We start from the raw sequence: 15,009 nt of genomic DNA, 5'->3' as shown, positions 1-15,009 counted from the left end.
ATGTCCTCGGGATCAGGGGACGGCCCGCCACGCGAGGTCGGCGCGGGGCGGATCGCCGGGGCTGGGACTGCGCAGCAGGGACGGGTGCGCCTGCTGGGAGTTCTCGATGGTGAAGGAGACGAGGTCGGGCCGATAGCGGTCGTCGGAGTACTCGACGGGCTCGCCCCGGGCCGAGCCGGCGTGGCGCCGCTCGCGCAGCAGGGGCGCGCCGGGGGCGATGCCGAGGAGCGCGGCGTCGGTCTCGTCGGCGGGAACCGCGTCGATCACGTGCCGTGCCGTGCTGAGGTCGACGCCGCGGCCGCTGAGGTAGGCGTACACCGACCCCGAATCGCAGTCGTAGTCGAACAGCAGCCTGCCCGCCGCCCAGGTGAACGTCGTGCGCTCGATCATCGTGGGCAGGCCGTCCAGCAGCCGCAGCCGCAGGAGCTGCACCACCGGCTCGCCCTCGTCGAGCCCGAGGGCGTCGGCCGCCTCCGGCGGGGCGGGGCGCCGGGCGATCTCGACGGTGCGCTGACCCGGCGTGCGTCCCATGCCCTCGGCCCATCGCGAGAACGACAGGAAGGTCTCGAACGGCTGGGAGATCGCCTGGCTGCGCACCACCGGCGGCTTGCCCCGCCCGCCGCCGATGAGCCCGTCGGCCCGCAGGGCGGCGAGGGCCTGGCGGACCGGTCCCCGGGACGCCTGCCACTGCTCGCACAGTTGCGACTCCGAAGGGACGGCCGCGCCCACCGGCAGCTCGCCGGAGGCGATCCGGCGGCGGAGATCGGATGCGATGCGTTCGTGCATGGGCCCGTCCATGTGGCTTGACAATACAGGAGTCCCCACCCGGACGGAATGGGTCATTCGCCGAGAAGTAGCGGTGTAGCTGGGAAGATGGCCAGCAGGCGAACGCGTGGTGACATTCCGCCGCCGCCTGTTGACGGTGTCGTCCGTCGCTCGGCATCGTGCTTGTCATGACAAGTTCTCCGCCGGTCGGGCGGGTTCTCGGCTCCGCCGACCTCGTCGTCGTCGGCGCGGGGATCGTCGGCCTGGCCCACGCCGTCGCGGCGGTCCGCCGTGGCCTGTCGGTGGTCGTCGTCGAGCGCGACGAGCGGGCCACCGGCGCCTCGGTGCGCAACTTCGGGCACGGCTGCTTCACCGCCCAGCACGGCGACGCGCTGCGGTACGCGATGGCCGCCCGGAAGGAGTGGCTGCGGCTGGCCGGCGAGGCCGGGTTCTGGCTGCGCGACACCGGCACCCTCGTCGTGGCCCGCGCCGACGACGAGTACGCGGTCCTGGAGGAGTTCCGGGCCGCCCGGGACGGCCAGGTCGAGCTGCTCGGCGCCCGCGAGGTGGCCGAGCGGATGCCCGCCGGTCCGGGCGTGACCGGCGGCGCGCTGCTGCCGCTGGACGTGCGCGTCGACCCGCGCGAGGCCGCGCACGCGATCGCCCGCCTGCTCGCCGCCCAGGGGGTGCGGTTCCACTGGGCGACCACGGTCCACACCGTCGAGCCCGGCCTGGTCGGCACCAGCCGGGGGCTGCTGCGGGCCGGGCGGGTCGTGGTGGCCGTCGGCCACGACGTCGACCGCCACTTCCCCGGCCTCGCCGAACAGGCCGGGGTGCGGCGCTGCGCGCTGCACATGCTCCGGGTGCGCGACCCGCACGGCCGCAAGATCGACCCGGCGGTGCTGACCAACTACTCGTTCCTGCGGTACGACGGCTTCGGCGTCTGCCCGACCCTGCCGGCGCTGCGCGCCCGGCTGGAGGCCGAGCACCCTGACCTGGTCGGCGTCGGGCTGAACCTGATGTTCACCCAGCGCCCCGACGGCGACCTCACCATCGGCGACACCCACGCCTACGCCACCACCCTTGAGCCCTTCAACGACGAGGAGCGCGACCGGCTCGTCCTGGCCGAGACCGCCCGCCTGCTCGGCGTCCGCCGCCTGACGGTGCGCGAGCGCTGGCGCGGCGTCTACGCCTCCGCCGGACGGCCGTTCCTGGTCGCCACGCCCATGCCCGGCGTCCGCGTCGTCTCGGTGACCTCCGGCATCGGCATGACCACCGCGTTCGGCCTGGCCCCCGACGTCCTCGACGACCTGCTGCGCTGACCTGACTCGGCTGATCCGCCCCCTCGACCCCTCCCAGGAGAGACACCATGCGTGTACGACGTCTGACCGCCGCCCTCCTCGCGGCCTCGGCGCTGCCCCTGCTCGCCACCGCCTGCGGCGGCGACGCCTCCGCCGGCGCCTCGGCGACCTGCCCCGGCGGCAGGATCCGCTTCGGCATCGAGCCGTACGAGGACCCGGCCAAGCTCAAGCCCGCCTACGAGGTCCTCGCCGCCGCCCTGCAGCGCAAGCTGGACTGCCCCGTCGAGCTGAAGATCGTGGACGACTACTCCGCCGAGGTGCTGGCCATGCGCAACGGGCAGCTCGAACTGGCCGAGTTCGGGCCGCTCGGCTACGTCTTCGCCAACCAGAAGGCGGACGCGCAGGCCGTCGCCTCGTTCGCCGACGCCAAGGGCGCCCTGACCTCCTACACCGGCGGCATCTGGGTGCCCGCCTCGTCGCCGATCACCTCGGTCGAGCAGCTGGCGGGCCGGTCCCTCGCCCTGTCCAGCCCGGGATCGGCCTCGGGGGACGCCCTGCCGCGCTACGCCCTCAAGCAGGCGGGTCTCGCCGAGTCGCGGGTGAAGCTCGACTACGCGGGCGGCCACCCCGAGGCCCTGCTCGCCCTGGTCAACGGCAAGGTCGACGCCGCGGAGATCAACAGCCAGCAGCTCGCCACCGCGACCGCGGAAGGCAAGATCGACGTGACGAAGTACCGGCAGATCTGGAAGTCCGAGCCGATCCCGAACGACCCGATCACCGTGCACGGCGAGCTCGACCCGAAGTTCCGCGACGCGGTGGCCAAGGCCCTGCTCGGCCTCGCGCCGTCCGACGTGGCCAAGGTCGGCGCCTTCCTCGACGTGGACCCGCCCGGCCCCCTCGTGTCCGTCACCACCGGCACCTACAAGCCCCTGTTCGACCTCGCCGCCGCGATGAACCTGACCGAGAAGGACGTCTGAGTACGATGTCGCGCTCCGCGCACCCGGTGCCGCCGGACCCGGCGCTCGCGCAGGCGCCGCTCACGATCCGGGGGCTGCGCAAGTCCTTCGGCGGCAGGACGGTGCTGGCCGGGCTGGACCTTGACCTGCGCGCCGGGGAGTTCCTCGCGCTGCTCGGCGCCAACGGCAGCGGGAAGTCCACCGCGTTGCGCTGCGTCGTCGGGCTGGAGACGCCGGACGGCGGCACGATCCGCGTCCACGGGCACGAGATCGGCGACGCCCGCTCCGCGCAGGTCAGGCGGAGCACGGCCATGGTGTTCCAGCAGATCCACCTGGTCCACCGGCGTACCGTGCTCGACAACGTCTGCGCCGGCGCGCTCGGACGGCTGCCGCTCCGGCACTCGCTCGCCCCCGTCCTGTTCCCCCGGGCGCTGAGGGAGGAGGCCATGGCCTGCCTGGACAGGGTGGGCATGGCCGACCGCGCCGCCGAGCGCGCCGGGCGCCTGTCCGGGGGACAGCGGCAGCGGGTCGCCATCGCCCGGGCGCTGTGCCAGCGGGCGACGGTCGTGCTGGCGGACGAACCGGTCTCCGCCCTCGACCCGGCCGCCGCCGAACAGGTCGTCTCCCTGCTGGCCGGCCTGGCCCGCGAGCAGGGGCTCGCCGTGGCCGCCGTCCTCCACCAGCCGGACCTGGCGCGCAGGCACGCCGACCGCCTCGTCGGCCTGCTCGGCGGCCGCGTCGCCGTCGACACCTCTCCCGGCGCCGTCTCCGAGGCGGACCTGGCGGCCCTCTACGCCCCCACCCCCGGACGGGAAGCCCCGGCGCTCCCGGCCCCCGGTGGAACCGATCAGGAAACCCCGGCGCTCCCGGTCTCCGATGGGACCGATCAGGAAGCCCGGACGGTCCCGGTCCTGGGTGGGACCGGTCAGCAGGCCCCGGCGCTCCCGGTCCCCGATGGGAGCGATCAGGGGGCCCGGGCCGTCCCCGGCCTCCGTGGTGCCGGCCAGGGAGCTCCGGCGGGTGCCGCCCTCGGCACGGCCGGGCGGGAGCGCCGATGAGCACCCGCGTCGCGCCGCCGGCCCCCGCGCTCGCGCCGCCCAGGCGGCCCCGCCCCTCGCCGGTCACCTCAGCCGTCGTCGTGGCGCTGGTGGCCGCCCACGTGCTCGCCTGGCGCGGCACCGACTTCTCCCCGGCGGCGCTCGTGCAGGGCTGGCGGGGGATGGCGGACTTCCTCGGGCAAGCCCTCCCGCCCGACCTGTCCTGGTCGCGGGTGCTGGCCCCCGGGATCGGCGCCACCCTCGTCACGCTCGCCATCGGCCTGCTCGGCACGACACTGTCGGCACCCTTCGCGCTCGGCCTCGCCCTCCTGGCGGCCCGGACGACCACGCCGGGCCGGGGCGTCTACCAGGCCGCGCGATCGGTGCTGTCCTTCCTGCGCGCTGTGCCGGACGTCGTATTCGCGCTGGTGTTCGTCACCGCCGTGGGGCTCGGGCCGTTCGCCGGAGTGCTGGCGCTGATCTTCCACAACACCGGCGTCATGGGCAAGCTTTGGGCCGACGCGATGGAGGAGATCGACCAGGGCCCCGGCGACGCGCTGCGCACCAACGGCGCCTCCCGGCTCCAGGTCGCCGCGCACGCCGTGCTCCCGTCGGTGGCGCCGCAGCTGGTGGGCCTGCTGCTCTACCGGTTCGACGTCAACGTGCGCTCGTCCCTGGTGCTCGGCCTGGTGGGCGCCGGCGGGATCGGCTTCCTGGTCAACCAGTCGATCAAGCTCTTCCGCTTCGACGAGATGACCACCCACCTCATCCTGGTGATGGTGCTGGTCGTCGCCGTCGACCAGCTCTCGGCCCTGGTGCGCCGCCGCATCGGCGCGTAGGGGTCGTCGCCCCCGGGTCCGCGGCGGTGGTGGCGCGGCCGTGGACGGGCGGTACGGCGTAGGCTGGGCCAGACCGACATCCTTCAAGGGAGGCGAGCTGAAATTGCGCACCGAAGGCGCCACACGCCAGGCCGCCACTTCCCCGGCGGTGCGCACCGCCGTGGTGTGGGACGCGCTACGGGCCGCGCTGGCCGAGCGGGCGGACGCCACCGGGAGTGAGCGGCTCGACATCGTGGACGCCGGAGGTGGCACCGGCGGTTTCGCCGTGCCGCTCGCCGAGCTCGGACACGGGGTCACCGTGGTCGACCCCAGCCCCGACTCCCTGGCGGCCCTGGAACGGCGGGCGGCCGAGGCGGGGGTGAGCGTCAAGGGCATCCAGGGCGACGCCGCCGACCTTCGCGAGCTGCTGGAGCCGGGCTGCGCCGACCTGGTGCTGTGCCACAGCGTGCTGGAGTACGTCGAGGACCCCGCGAGCGCGCTGGCCGCCGTCGCGGGGCTGCTCCGGCCGGGAGGGATGATCAGCGTCCTGGCGGCCAACCCCGTGGCGACCGCGATCCACCGCTCCCTGACCGGTCACTTCGACGAGGCCAGGCAGGCGCTGGCCGACCCTTCCGGCCGGTGGGGCGAGCACGATCCGACGCCCCGCCGGTTCAGCGGCGAGGCGCTCGCCGGCCTGCTGTCGGCGGCGGGCTTCACCCCCGGAGAGGTCAGGGGGGTGCGCATCTTCGCCGATCTGGTGCCGGGCCGCCTGCTCGACGGCGTGCCGGGGGCGGCGCAGGCGCTCATCGAGCTGGAGCAGGCCGCCGCCGACCACCCGGTGCTCCGCGACATAGCCACCCAACTCCACCTCTTCGGCCACCGCTGAGCCCCCGCGCCCCTCGCCGCCGAGCGAAGGCGAGGCCATAGGCACGAGCGAGGGCATGGGCGCGGGAGGCTCGGATAGAACGGTTGTTCGGATAGGATCGGTGTCGTGTCGCGCAAGCAGGTCCTGCGGTCGGAGCCGGGGCGGGCGTCCCGGCCGTCGCCCCTGGCCGACGACACCGGCTGTCCCATCCTGCACGTCGACATGGACGCCTTCTTCGCCAGCGTCGAGCTGCTGGAGCGTCCCGAGCTCAAGGGCACGCCGGTGATCATCGGGGCGCCGGGCGCCCGCGGCGTGGTGCTCAGCGCCACCTACGAGGCGCGGCGGTTCGGCGTCCACTCGGCCATGCCGATGACCCGCGCCCGCCGCCTGTGCCCGCAGGCCGTGGTCATCCCGCCGAGCCACGGCAAATACTCCGAGGTCTCCCGCAGCGTGATGGAGATCTTCCACTCCATCACCCCGGAGGTGGAGCCGATCGCCTCCGACGAGGCCTTCCTCGACGTGGCCGGGGCCCAGCGCCGGCTCGGGTCACCCGCCCGCATCGCGCAGATGATCCGCGCCGAGGTGGCCGAGCGCCACGGCATCACCTGCTCGGTCGGCGTCGCGAGCACCAAGTTCGTCGCCAAGCTCGCCTCGCGCCACTGCAAGCCCGACGGGCTGCTCGTCGTCCCCGCCGACGGGGTGGTGGAGTTCCTCCACCCGCTCCCCGTCGCGGCCCTGTGGGGTGTCGGCGAGCGCACCGAGCAGGCCCTGGTGAGGCTGGGAATCAAGACGGTGGGCGATCTGGCCCGGGTCCCTCCCTCCACCCTCCAGCGCGAGTTCGGGGCCGTAGGAGCGCATCTGGCGGCCCTGGCGTGGGGGCGTGACGAGCGCAGGGTCACCCCGCACACCCCGGACAAGAGCATCGGCGCCGAGGAGACCTTCCCTCACGACGTCGACGATCCCGAGGCCATCCGCCGCGAGCTGCTCAGGTTGTCCGAGCGGGTCGCCGCGCGGCTGCGCGCGGGCGGTCACGTCGGCCGTACGGTGAGCGTGAAGCTCCGCCGGGCCGACTTCACCACCATCAATCGGTCGCGCACGCTCCGCGAGCCGACAGATGTTGCGAAAGAGATATATGCCACTGCTTGTGAGCTGTACGGCGCCGCGGGGCTCGCGCGCGTACGGCTCCGGCTGGTCGGTGTGAGGGTCGAGAACCTCCGTCCGGCGAGCTCGGCGACCCGCCAGCTCGGCCTCGGAGAACGCGAAACAGGCTGGCGGGAGGCCGAATTGGCGATGGACAAGGCGATGCGAAGGTTCGGCCCGGAGGCGGTCCGCCCGGCCTCGCTCGTTCGGCCTCCGTTCGATGGAACGGATCTATGACGTCACCTCCGGTTTGGTCCGCGTTGGACGTTTTCTTTCGCCTACGTCTACAGCCTCGTATTCTGGGGATAACCGACCGCGAGGTCCGGACACCTTGTGGTGCCCGTTGCCGTCTTCCCCGTCCAGGGGCCGTCCTTGGGAGGCGCCGTGCCGCTCTCTGAGCACGAGCAGCGCTTGCTCGACCAGATCGAGCAGGCCCTCTACGCCGAGGACCCGAAGTGGGCCAACACCGTACGCATCAGTGATCCACGAAACCACTACAAGCGCCGCCTTGTGAAAGCCTCCATTGGCTTCGTCCTCGGTGTCGTCCTGTTGATGGTCGGCGTCGTGGCACCGATCATCCCGCTCGGTGTGGGCGGCTTCGTGGTCATGCTCGCCGCGTGTCTGTGGGGCCTGTCCAGTTGGAAACGCATGAACGGGTTCGGCGACGCCCGGCACGGCGCCCACGGGCGTGCGGACCGCCGGCGTGCCCCCAGGCAGAGCTTCATGGAGCGCATGGAGGAACGCTGGCGCCGCAGGGGTCACGACCGCTGACATCCGGGCACGGCACGGCGGCCCCCTCGCCGTGATCCTCCTCTTCGACTTCGTGGCCGGACCATCGCTGTCGTTTCCGATCATCCTCGTGACGAGGCACGGCTCGCCAGCACGATGATCGCGACCGGCGCCCCACCCGCCCGCGCGGCGGTGGGGCGCCTGCGTGTCGTCTCGCGGTTCGGGCGCCCCACCGTGGATTCGTGCGTGCGTCCGCCGGCGCCCGGGGGACGGGCGCCGGCGGTGTGCCGCTACCGGCGTGAGCCGGTGAGGACGCGCTCCTCGGCCTGCGGGGCGGAGGCCCCGCCGTCGCGCCGCCGGGGCCACAGGCGGAGGTTCTCCAGGCGGTCGAAGCCGTCCAGCACCTTCTCGCCCGCCCTCCGCAGCCTGCGCAGCGTCGAGGGCGGCAGCAGGACGGCCCGCTGCCGCCGCCCGCGCGACACCGTGGCCCGCAGGGCCCGGCGGACACGGCGGATGTCGCCGGCCAGAGAGCCGATCGGGCCCGGCGTGCGGGCGTACCGCAGCCGTTCCTCCGCCGAGGCGATCCTCGCCACCGACGCCGCGCTGTCGGCGTCCAGTTCGTACTGCTCGGTGAGCCGCCTGCCGAGCGCGCGCGGGCTCTCGCTGGGCTCGTGGCCGAGGCCGAGGTCGTACAGCGTGTCGGTGAGCTCGCGCCACGTGGCGTGGACGGCCTGCCCGAGGCGTTCGTCCGCGAGCCGCCCGGGCCGGGCCCCCGCGCCGTCCGGCGGCGGCTCGGCAGAGCTCGGGGCCGTGGCGACCTGCGCCCAGATCCGCCTGCGCCGGTACCAGGTGGCCGCCCGCCAGGCGGCGGGGATCAGCCCGACCAGCAGCAGTACGCCGACGCCGATGCCGACCTTGGCCGGCACGGTCAGTCCTTCGTCCACGACGATCGGGCCGGTGGCCACGACCGGGTCGTCCTTGACCGGCCTCCTGCCGGGGAGCCTGCCGGTGGGGCCGCCGGAGTCGGGCCCGGCGGTCGGGTCCGAGCTCTTCTCGTCGTTCCGGGTGGTCGGCGAGACCGGCGGGACGGAGTAGTCGGGGACGCGGGCCGTCGCCTGGCCGAGGCCGCCGGCGGGCGTGGGCTCGAACCGCAGCCAGCCGGCCCCCTGGAAGTACAGCTCGGGCCAGGCGTGCAGGTCGTGGGTGCGGACCTGCCACTCGCCGCCGATGCTGGCGCCGCCGGTGTAGCCGATGGCGACCCGGGCCGGGATGCCGAGCGTGCGGGCCATCACCGCCATGGCGGCGGCGAACTGCTCGCAGAAGCCCCTGCGGTTGCGGAGGAAGTCGAGCAGCGCCTGGCTGCCGCTGCCCTGCGTGCGAAGGTCGTAGACGAACCCGCCCTTGCTGACGAACCACTGCTGGAGCTTGACGGCCTTCTGGTACGGCGTGTCGCTCTCCCGGACGAGCCGGCCGCTCAGCGCGGGGATCTGTGCCGGCAGGTCGCCGGGCAGCTGCAGGTAGCGGGCCCTGATGTCCTCGGCGGCCGGCTCCGCCAGGTTTTCCAGGTCGTCGGCGGTCGGCTGCGGCTCCTGGGTCACGACGTCGTAGCTCTTGCCGCCCGCCGTGTCGCGCGTGGCGAACACCATGAGGGTGCTCTCGTCGGCGCGCCAGTCACCCTCCGCCCGGACCGACGAGGCGGGGTAGGGCAGCGGCAGGAAGTTGAGCTTCTGGACCGCTTCGCTCACCGTGACGTGGGTCTGGACGTTCTTCAGGGGGATCGTGTTGTACAGCCCGGGGGCCGGCGGCATCGGGCCGTCCGCCACGCGGTTCTCGACCCGCCCCTCCGGCTGCGACATCGTCCACTGCTCGCCGTCGAAGGTGTCCAGCGAGTACACCCGCAGATAGCGGGGGGTGTTGTCGTTGTTGGTGTAGGTCAGCACGGTCGCGTTGGCCGGCTGGGTGAGCTGGCCGCGCAGGCTCGCGATCGGGTTCCCGATGGTGATCGTGTTGCCGCCCCTGCCGTTGCCCGCGCCCACGCCGAAGCCGAACAGGGGGTTGGGCTGGAGGGTGGGCAGCAGGGCCGGCAGGCCGATGGCCAGCGCGATCGCGGCGAACCCGATGCGCTTGCCGGTCAGCGTCAGCGGCGCGGTGTCCGTCTGGGACCGCGCGTTCGTGTTGCGCGAGCGGCGCACCAGGACGGCCCGCCCCCAGTGGCTGAGGCGCTCCCGTCCGTCGGCGACGAGCAGGCCGACGTACCCCAGGGCGCCGATGATGAACGCCGGCCAGCCGATCGGGTCGGTCAGGACCGCCGCCGGCACGGTGAACAGGGCGAGCAGCGGCAGTCCGGCGAGGGCCGCGCGGCGCAGCCGCACCGCGAGCAGGTCGACGAGCACGGCGATCAGCCCGACGCCGCCGGCGGTCAGCAGTGCGATGCCCGCGTTGGCCGGCACGGGGGCGGCGAACCGCTGGATGTCGGTGAACCCCCGCCCGAGCAGGTGGGCCAGCGTCACCGCCGAGTCCTTGGTGGGGATGATCGAGAGCCAGTTGTGGCGGCGGGCGAAGACCAGGGTCAGGAAGACCGACAGCGCCAGCAGTTCGAGAGGGGGGCCGACCCAGCGCGGCACGGTGTGGCGCGCGGTCAGGGTCGCCACGGCGGTGACCACGAGGATCGCGCCCATGCCGGCCCAGAACCACGTGCCGCCCCGGAACAGGGGATAGAGGGTGATCGACACCGCCGCCGTGGCCAGGCCCGCCGCCATCGGGAGTCTCATGCCGCGTCTCCTGCCGTCATCGTTTCCCCCGGCCCGGTGAACCGGGCGCTCCGGGCGGCCTCCTGCCACACCGCGGCGAGCGAGGCGCCCGCGGGGAGCCGGACCACGCGCCATCCTGAACCGGCGAGCACGGCCCGCGCGACCTCGAACGACTCGTCCCCTCCGCTGTGGTGGGCCGGGGCCTGCTGCCAGCTGCGCACGTCGAGCATGACGGCCACGCCGGTGACGCCGCCGTGGCGCAGCCGGGCCAGCGCCTGCGCGTCCTCGGCGTCGAGGTCGCCGAGGACCGCCACGATCAGGCCGTCCCCGCCGCCCTGGCGCAGGGCCGTGACGCCCGTCTCCAGCGAACGGGAGGTGCTCTGCCGTACGACCGCGAGCGCGTCGAGCAGCGCGTGGCCCGCGCCCACGTCGGGTAGGTGGTGGGCGCCCTGGTCGGTGACCAGCCGCAGCCCGAGTCCCTCGCGGGCGAGCTGCACGCCGATGGACGCGGCGGCCGACACCGCCACCTCGAACGACGAGCGCGGGCCCTCGCCGCGGTGGGCGTGCCTGCGGGTGTCCAGCAGCAGGGCGCCCCGGCTCTGCCACTGCTGCTCCTCGCGGCGGACCATCAGCTCGCCGTACCGCGCGGTGGAGCGCCAGTGAACCCGGCGAAGGTCGTCGCCCTGACGGTACTCACGCGGGCCGATGTCGTCGTCCCCCGCGGCGGCGACGTTGGTGGCGCGGCTGTCGCCGCCGCCGGTCCACTCGCCCGACAGCCGCACGTGCGGCAGCTTGACGACCTCCGGCAGCACCATGAGCGTGTCGGTGGTGGTGAACGCCCGCGTCAGCTCGACCAGCCCGAACGGGTCGGTGATGCGTATCGACAGCGGGCCGATGGGGAACCTGCCGCGCAGGTCGGAGCGCACCTTGTAGTCGATCTCGCGGATGCCGCGCGACTCGACCCTGTCCAGCACGAACCGCGGCCGGGTGCCCACCGCGTACGGCACCGTGTCCTCGATCAGCAGCAGGCCGGTGGGCAGCCGGGTGACGTTCTCCAGGCGCAGGGTCACCGTGCTGTCGGAGCCGACCTCCACCCTCGCCGGGTCCAGCCGTCTGGCGCAGCTGAGCCGGTAGCGGGTGCGGGCGACGACCAGCGCGGCGAACAGCGGCAGGGTGATGATCAGCACGCTGACGCGCAGCAGGTCGTGCTCCCCGAGCGCGAACGCGCACACCATGGCCGCCAGGCCGGAGGCGAGGAACGAGCGCCCGCGCGAGGTGAGCGCTCTCAGCCCGGCGATCACCGGGTTCCCGCCCCGTCGCCCTTCCTCTCCCGGCCCTCGGGCACGGGAACGCGGCGCACCAGCTCGGTCAGGACGTGCTCGGGCCGGCGGCGCTGGCCCTGGGCCTCCAGGCTCGGTAGCAGACGGTGCGCCAGCACGGGGACGGCGAGATCCTGCAGGTCGTCGGGGATGACGTAGTCGCGGCCCGAGAGGGCGGCGTGGGCGCGGGCGGCACGGACCAGGTGCAGGGTGGCGCGGGGCGAGGCGCCCAGGCGCAGGTCGGGGGACTGCCGGGTCGCGGTGACGATGTCGATGGCGTACTTCTTCATGGGCTGGGAGACGTAGACCGCGCGCACCGCCTCGATCAGCGCGGCGACCTCCTCGGTGGTGGCGACCGGCTGCAGCTTGTCGAGCGGGGAGGTGGCGCCGTGGACGTCGAGCATCTCCAGCTCGGCGGCCGGCTCCGGGTACCCCATCGCGATCTTGGCGGTGAAGCGGTCGCGCTGCGCCTCGGGCAGAGGGTAGGTGCCCTCCATCTCGATGGGGTTCTGGGTCGCGATGACCATGAACGGCGCCTCGAGCCGGTAGGTGCGGCCGTCGACGGTGACCTGGTGCTCCTCCATGCACTCCAGCAGCGCCGACTGGGTCTTGGGGGACGCCCGGTTGATCTCGTCGCCGACGACGATGTTGGCGAAGACCGGGCCGGGCTTGAACTCGAACTCCCGGGACTGCTGATTGAAGGCGCTGACACCCGTGATGTCGCTCGGGAGCAGGTCGGGCGTGAACTGCACGCGGCGCACCGGGCAGTCGATCGACCGCGCGAGAGCCTTGGCCAGCATTGTCTTGCCGACACCTGGGACGTCCTCGATGAGGAGGTGCCCTTCCGCCAGCAGAACGGTGAGGGTCAGGCGGACGACGTCGGCCTTTCCCTCGATGACCGATTCGATCGCCTCGCGGATCCGGTGCGCCGTGGCGACCAGACCTTCCAGCTCCTGTCCGACGTCGTGGGTTATTCCCACCGGGCCTCCATGAGGGTGCGGCAGCCCCACGCCAGGGGTCGTATTGCGGGGGCTTTGCGATTCCTTCTTCATTGTGCGTACCGACACTACGGTGCGGCGAGTTCGCGGGCGACTTTCCGCCATATTTGGGGCGTGGGCCCCCAGTGTTCTTCTCGGGCGTCGCGTTCAGGTGCCGCCCGCGTCCGAATCCCGTGACACATGCCGGCCGCCCGCGGCACTCCACTTTCCTCCACCGGAGCCTCCCGCTTCCCCCGCTTCCGGCGGATCGGCCCCGCCGCCCGTCCGGGCCCTGTCAAGCGGGGGCTTCGACACGCCCGCGCGCGTGGGAGCCGCCCCCCGCGCCCTCCACTCCGCTCCACCGGCTCTGACCTGCGGAAACGCGGAGAGGATCATGCCTCGACACGCTTTGAATCAGTTGACGGTGGGGAGAAGTGGAGTATGGTGGTGCGCAGTGGAGGGGCTGGGGTGATAGCGCCAGCTGTTCCATGAGGCACGGGAGGTGGGGCCGGTGTTCCTCGGCACCCATCAACCGCGCTTGGACGAGAAAGGACGACTGTTCCTGCCGGCGAAGTACCGTGAGGAGCTGGCGGAGGGTCTTGTGATCACCAAGGGCCAGGAGCGGTGCCTCTACGTCTTTCCCGTAGAGGAGTTCCAGCGCATTACCGAGGCGCTTCGTACGGCGCCCGTGACAGCCAAGGCCGTCCGCGATTACAGTCGCGTCTTCTTCGCCAGTGCTTCCGACGAGACGCCCGACAAGCAGGGGCGGATCACCATTCCCCAGAGTCTTCGTGAATACGCCGGTCTCCGCCGTGACTGCGTGGTCATCGGTGCCAACACCCGGCTGGAGATCTGGGACGCGACGGCCTGGAACACCTACCTGGCCGAACAAGAGCAGGCGTTCTCCGAGTTGTCGGAGGAGGTGCTGCCAGGAGTTCTTTGAGAAACGGTCGACTCGTCGGTCCAAAACGTCGTTCGGCGAGGTCTCCACCCGCTCCCACGGTGCCGGGACGCACCCGGCGCCACCACGCGCCCGCTCAGCTGATGCACCTTCCCCGGTGTCAGGTGGCGGGGCGTGAAGCGGGGACGCGGATGGGGACCTGGCCGGACGAGCCGTTTTCCTGGTGGGGGAGTGCCGCCGGCGAGAAGACGCTACGAAAGCCGCATATCCGCGAGCAGGTACGTGTCACGGGGTTTCGAAAAAGACACGACCGTGGCGGCAAGGGGGTTGGACCATGCATGTCGAAAATCATGCCGAGCCGGGCGGGCACGTCCCGGTGATGCTGCGGCGTGTCCTGGAGCTGTTCGCTCCCGCGCTCGCCGGTCCCGGCCCTGTGCTCGTCGACGCCAACCTCGGCCTGGGAGGCCACGCCGAGGCGCTGCTGGCCGCCCACCCCGATCTCCACCTGGTCGGCATCGACCGGGATCCGAGCGCCATCGAGCGCTCCACCCTGCGTCTCGCCCCGTACGCCGCGCGCACCACGCTGGTCAGGGCCGTCTCCGACGAGCTCCCCGAGGTGCTCGAGCGCGCCGGGTTCCCGCGCGTCCACGGCGTCCTGTTCGACCTCGGCGTGTCCTCGCCGCAGCTCGACGAGGCCGAGCGCGGCTTCGCCTACTCCTACGACGCCCCGCTCGACATGCGGATGGACCCTGAGCAGGAGCTCACCGCCGAGGTCGTGGTCAACACCTACTCCGAGGGGGAGTTGACCCGCATCCTGCGCGACTACGGCGAGGAGCGCTTCGCGTCCCGCGTGGCCCGGCTCATCGTCCGCCAGCGCGCGGGGCATCCCGTCACCTCCACCAAGCGTCTTGCGGAGCTCGTCCGCGAGGCGATCCCGGCGGCGACCCGCCGCACGGGGGGAAACCCCGCAAAAAGAACGTTCCAGGCGTTACGCATCGAAGTGAATGGGGAGTTGACAGCCCTCGAGAGTGCACTGCCCGCGGCCCTCGACGCTCTGGCGGTCGGGGGACGGGTGGTGGTGCTGTCCTACCACTCACTGGAGGACCGCCTCAGCAAGCAGGTCCTCACGGCGCGAACCAGGGACACCAGCCCGCCAGGGCTGCCCGTCCCGCTGCCGGCGCACCAGCCGCGGTTCCGCCTGTTGACGAGGGGAGCGGAGCTCCCAGACGAGGAAGAGGTCGGGCGCAACCCGCGGGCGGCGTCGGCCAGATTGCGGGCGGCAGAGAGGATCCGGGAGCCGGAATGAGCATCGACAAGGAGTACACGCCGGACGTCGGCGGCGCGCAGAGCGCGACGGCCGTCGAGGACCGGCCCGCGGGGGGCGCCGTCACGGTGCCGCGGCCCACGCGCGCGCCGCGCCGCACGGCCCCCCCGCGCCCGAGGCGCACCCC

Annotated in this window: 13 protein-coding genes; 9 read left to right on the top strand and 4 right to left on the bottom strand. The window is 73.0% G+C overall.

Annotated features, from left to right (window positions below; translation table 11 throughout):
• Positions 1–12: 12 nt before the first annotated feature.
• Positions 13–798 carry a GntR family transcriptional regulator gene (locus tag KIK05_RS26690; protein ID WP_214413603.1) on the bottom strand — a complete coding sequence of 262 codons (786 nt, stop codon included), beginning with the start codon at positions 796–798 and terminating at the stop codon, positions 13–15.
• A gap of 155 nt (positions 799–953) precedes the next feature.
• Here KIK05_RS26690 and KIK05_RS26685 point away from each other — a divergent pair, with 155 nt between their 5' ends.
• The 7 genes from KIK05_RS26685 to KIK05_RS26655 all read left to right on the top strand — a co-directional run bounded on the left by KIK05_RS26685 (position 954) and on the right by KIK05_RS26655 (position 7,653).
• Positions 954–2,087 (top strand): TIGR03364 family FAD-dependent oxidoreductase, encoded by a 1,134-nt coding sequence (locus KIK05_RS26685; protein ID WP_214413602.1) that lies wholly within the window; start codon positions 954–956, stop codon positions 2,085–2,087.
• Positions 2,088–2,134: 47 nt separating this feature from the next.
• Positions 2,135–3,043 carry a phosphate/phosphite/phosphonate ABC transporter substrate-binding protein gene (locus KIK05_RS26680; RefSeq protein WP_214413601.1) on the top strand — a complete coding sequence of 303 codons (909 nt, stop codon included), beginning with the start codon at positions 2,135–2,137 and terminating at the stop codon, positions 3,041–3,043.
• Positions 3,044–3,048: 5 nt separating this feature from the next.
• The gene (locus tag KIK05_RS26675; RefSeq protein ID WP_214413600.1) at positions 3,049–4,080 is read left to right on the top strand and encodes a phosphonate ABC transporter ATP-binding protein; all 1,032 of its coding nucleotides are present in this window, start codon (positions 3,049–3,051) and stop codon (positions 4,078–4,080) included.
• Positions 4,077–4,898, top strand: coding sequence for a phosphonate ABC transporter, permease protein PhnE (gene phnE / locus KIK05_RS26670; RefSeq protein ID WP_214413599.1), 822 nt, complete (start codon positions 4,077–4,079; stop codon positions 4,896–4,898). The genes KIK05_RS26675 and phnE overlap by 4 nt, the downstream gene beginning before the upstream one ends.
• Before the next feature lie 103 nt (positions 4,899–5,001).
• Complete coding sequence (locus tag KIK05_RS26665; protein ID WP_214413598.1) at positions 5,002–5,763, top strand: methyltransferase domain-containing protein; 762 nt, start codon at positions 5,002–5,004, stop codon at positions 5,761–5,763.
• A 105-nt stretch (positions 5,764–5,868) separates the two neighbouring features.
• The gene (locus tag KIK05_RS26660; protein WP_214413597.1) at positions 5,869–7,119 is read left to right on the top strand and encodes a DNA polymerase IV; all 1,251 of its coding nucleotides are present in this window, start codon (positions 5,869–5,871) and stop codon (positions 7,117–7,119) included.
• Positions 7,120–7,266: 147 nt separating this feature from the next.
• Positions 7,267–7,653, top strand: coding sequence for an SCO2097 family morphological protein (locus tag KIK05_RS26655; protein WP_214413596.1), 387 nt, complete (start codon positions 7,267–7,269; stop codon positions 7,651–7,653).
• 248 nt (positions 7,654–7,901) lie between these two features.
• Here the strand turns inward: KIK05_RS26655 and KIK05_RS26650 are convergent, their stop codons facing one another.
• Genes KIK05_RS26650 through KIK05_RS26640 form a run of 3 tightly spaced genes read right to left on the bottom strand, consistent with a single transcriptional unit; the run spans position 7,902 to position 12,732 of the window.
• Entirely contained in the window at positions 7,902–10,382 is a 2,481-nt protein-coding gene (locus tag KIK05_RS26650) for a transglutaminaseTgpA domain-containing protein (RefSeq protein ID WP_214413595.1), read from the bottom strand.
• Positions 10,379–11,662 (bottom strand): DUF58 domain-containing protein, encoded by a 1,284-nt coding sequence (locus KIK05_RS26645; RefSeq protein ID WP_214413594.1) that lies wholly within the window; start codon positions 11,660–11,662, stop codon positions 10,379–10,381. Before KIK05_RS26645 ends, KIK05_RS26650 begins: the two co-directional genes overlap by 4 nt.
• On the bottom strand, positions 11,659–12,732 hold the full coding sequence (locus KIK05_RS26640; protein WP_214413593.1) for an AAA family ATPase: 1,074 nt from the start codon (positions 12,730–12,732) through the stop codon (positions 11,659–11,661). Before KIK05_RS26640 ends, KIK05_RS26645 begins: the two co-directional genes overlap by 4 nt.
• 436 nt (positions 12,733–13,168) lie before the next feature.
• On the opposite strand from KIK05_RS26640, the gene mraZ reads away from it, so the two are divergent.
• Together mraZ and rsmH are read left to right on the top strand one after the other, a co-directional pair.
• A complete protein-coding gene (mraZ, locus tag KIK05_RS26635) occupies positions 13,169–13,600 on the top strand; it encodes a division/cell wall cluster transcriptional repressor MraZ (protein WP_214413592.1) in 432 nt (143 codons plus the stop codon).
• A 292-nt stretch (positions 13,601–13,892) separates the two neighbouring features.
• Positions 13,893–14,864: a 16S rRNA (cytosine(1402)-N(4))-methyltransferase RsmH gene (rsmH, locus tag KIK05_RS26630; RefSeq protein WP_214413591.1), complete on the top strand. Its 972-nt coding sequence runs from the start codon at positions 13,893–13,895 to the stop codon at positions 14,862–14,864.
• Positions 14,865–15,009: the final 145 nt, after the last annotated feature.

Origin of the sequence: Sphaerisporangium fuscum (genome assembly GCF_018531465.1) — a bacterium.
Classification (GTDB): Bacteria; Actinomycetota; Actinomycetes; order Streptosporangiales; family Streptosporangiaceae; genus Sphaerisporangium; species Sphaerisporangium fuscum.
This window is presented reverse-complemented; position numbering and strand designations above follow the sequence as displayed.

Coding starts and splice junctions, on each gene's coding strand:
- KIK05_RS26650 (WP_214413595.1), bottom strand. CDS start 10,382: ATGAGACTCCCGATGGCGGCGGGCCTGGCCACGGCGGCGGTGTCGATC.
- KIK05_RS26685 (WP_214413602.1), top strand. CDS start 954: ATGACAAGTTCTCCGCCGGTCGGGCGGGTTCTCGGCTCCGCCGACCTC.
- KIK05_RS26680 (WP_214413601.1), top strand. CDS start 2,135: ATGCGTGTACGACGTCTGACCGCCGCCCTCCTCGCGGCCTCGGCGCTG.
- phnE (WP_214413599.1), top strand. CDS start 4,077: ATGAGCACCCGCGTCGCGCCGCCGGCCCCCGCGCTCGCGCCGCCCAGG.
- KIK05_RS26675 (WP_214413600.1), top strand. CDS start 3,049: ATGTCGCGCTCCGCGCACCCGGTGCCGCCGGACCCGGCGCTCGCGCAG.
- rsmH (WP_214413591.1), top strand. CDS start 13,893: ATGCATGTCGAAAATCATGCCGAGCCGGGCGGGCACGTCCCGGTGATG.
- KIK05_RS26640 (WP_214413593.1), bottom strand. CDS start 12,732: ATGAAGAAGGAATCGCAAAGCCCCCGCAATACGACCCCTGGCGTGGGG.
- KIK05_RS26690 (WP_214413603.1), bottom strand. CDS start 798: ATGGACGGGCCCATGCACGAACGCATCGCATCCGATCTCCGCCGCCGG.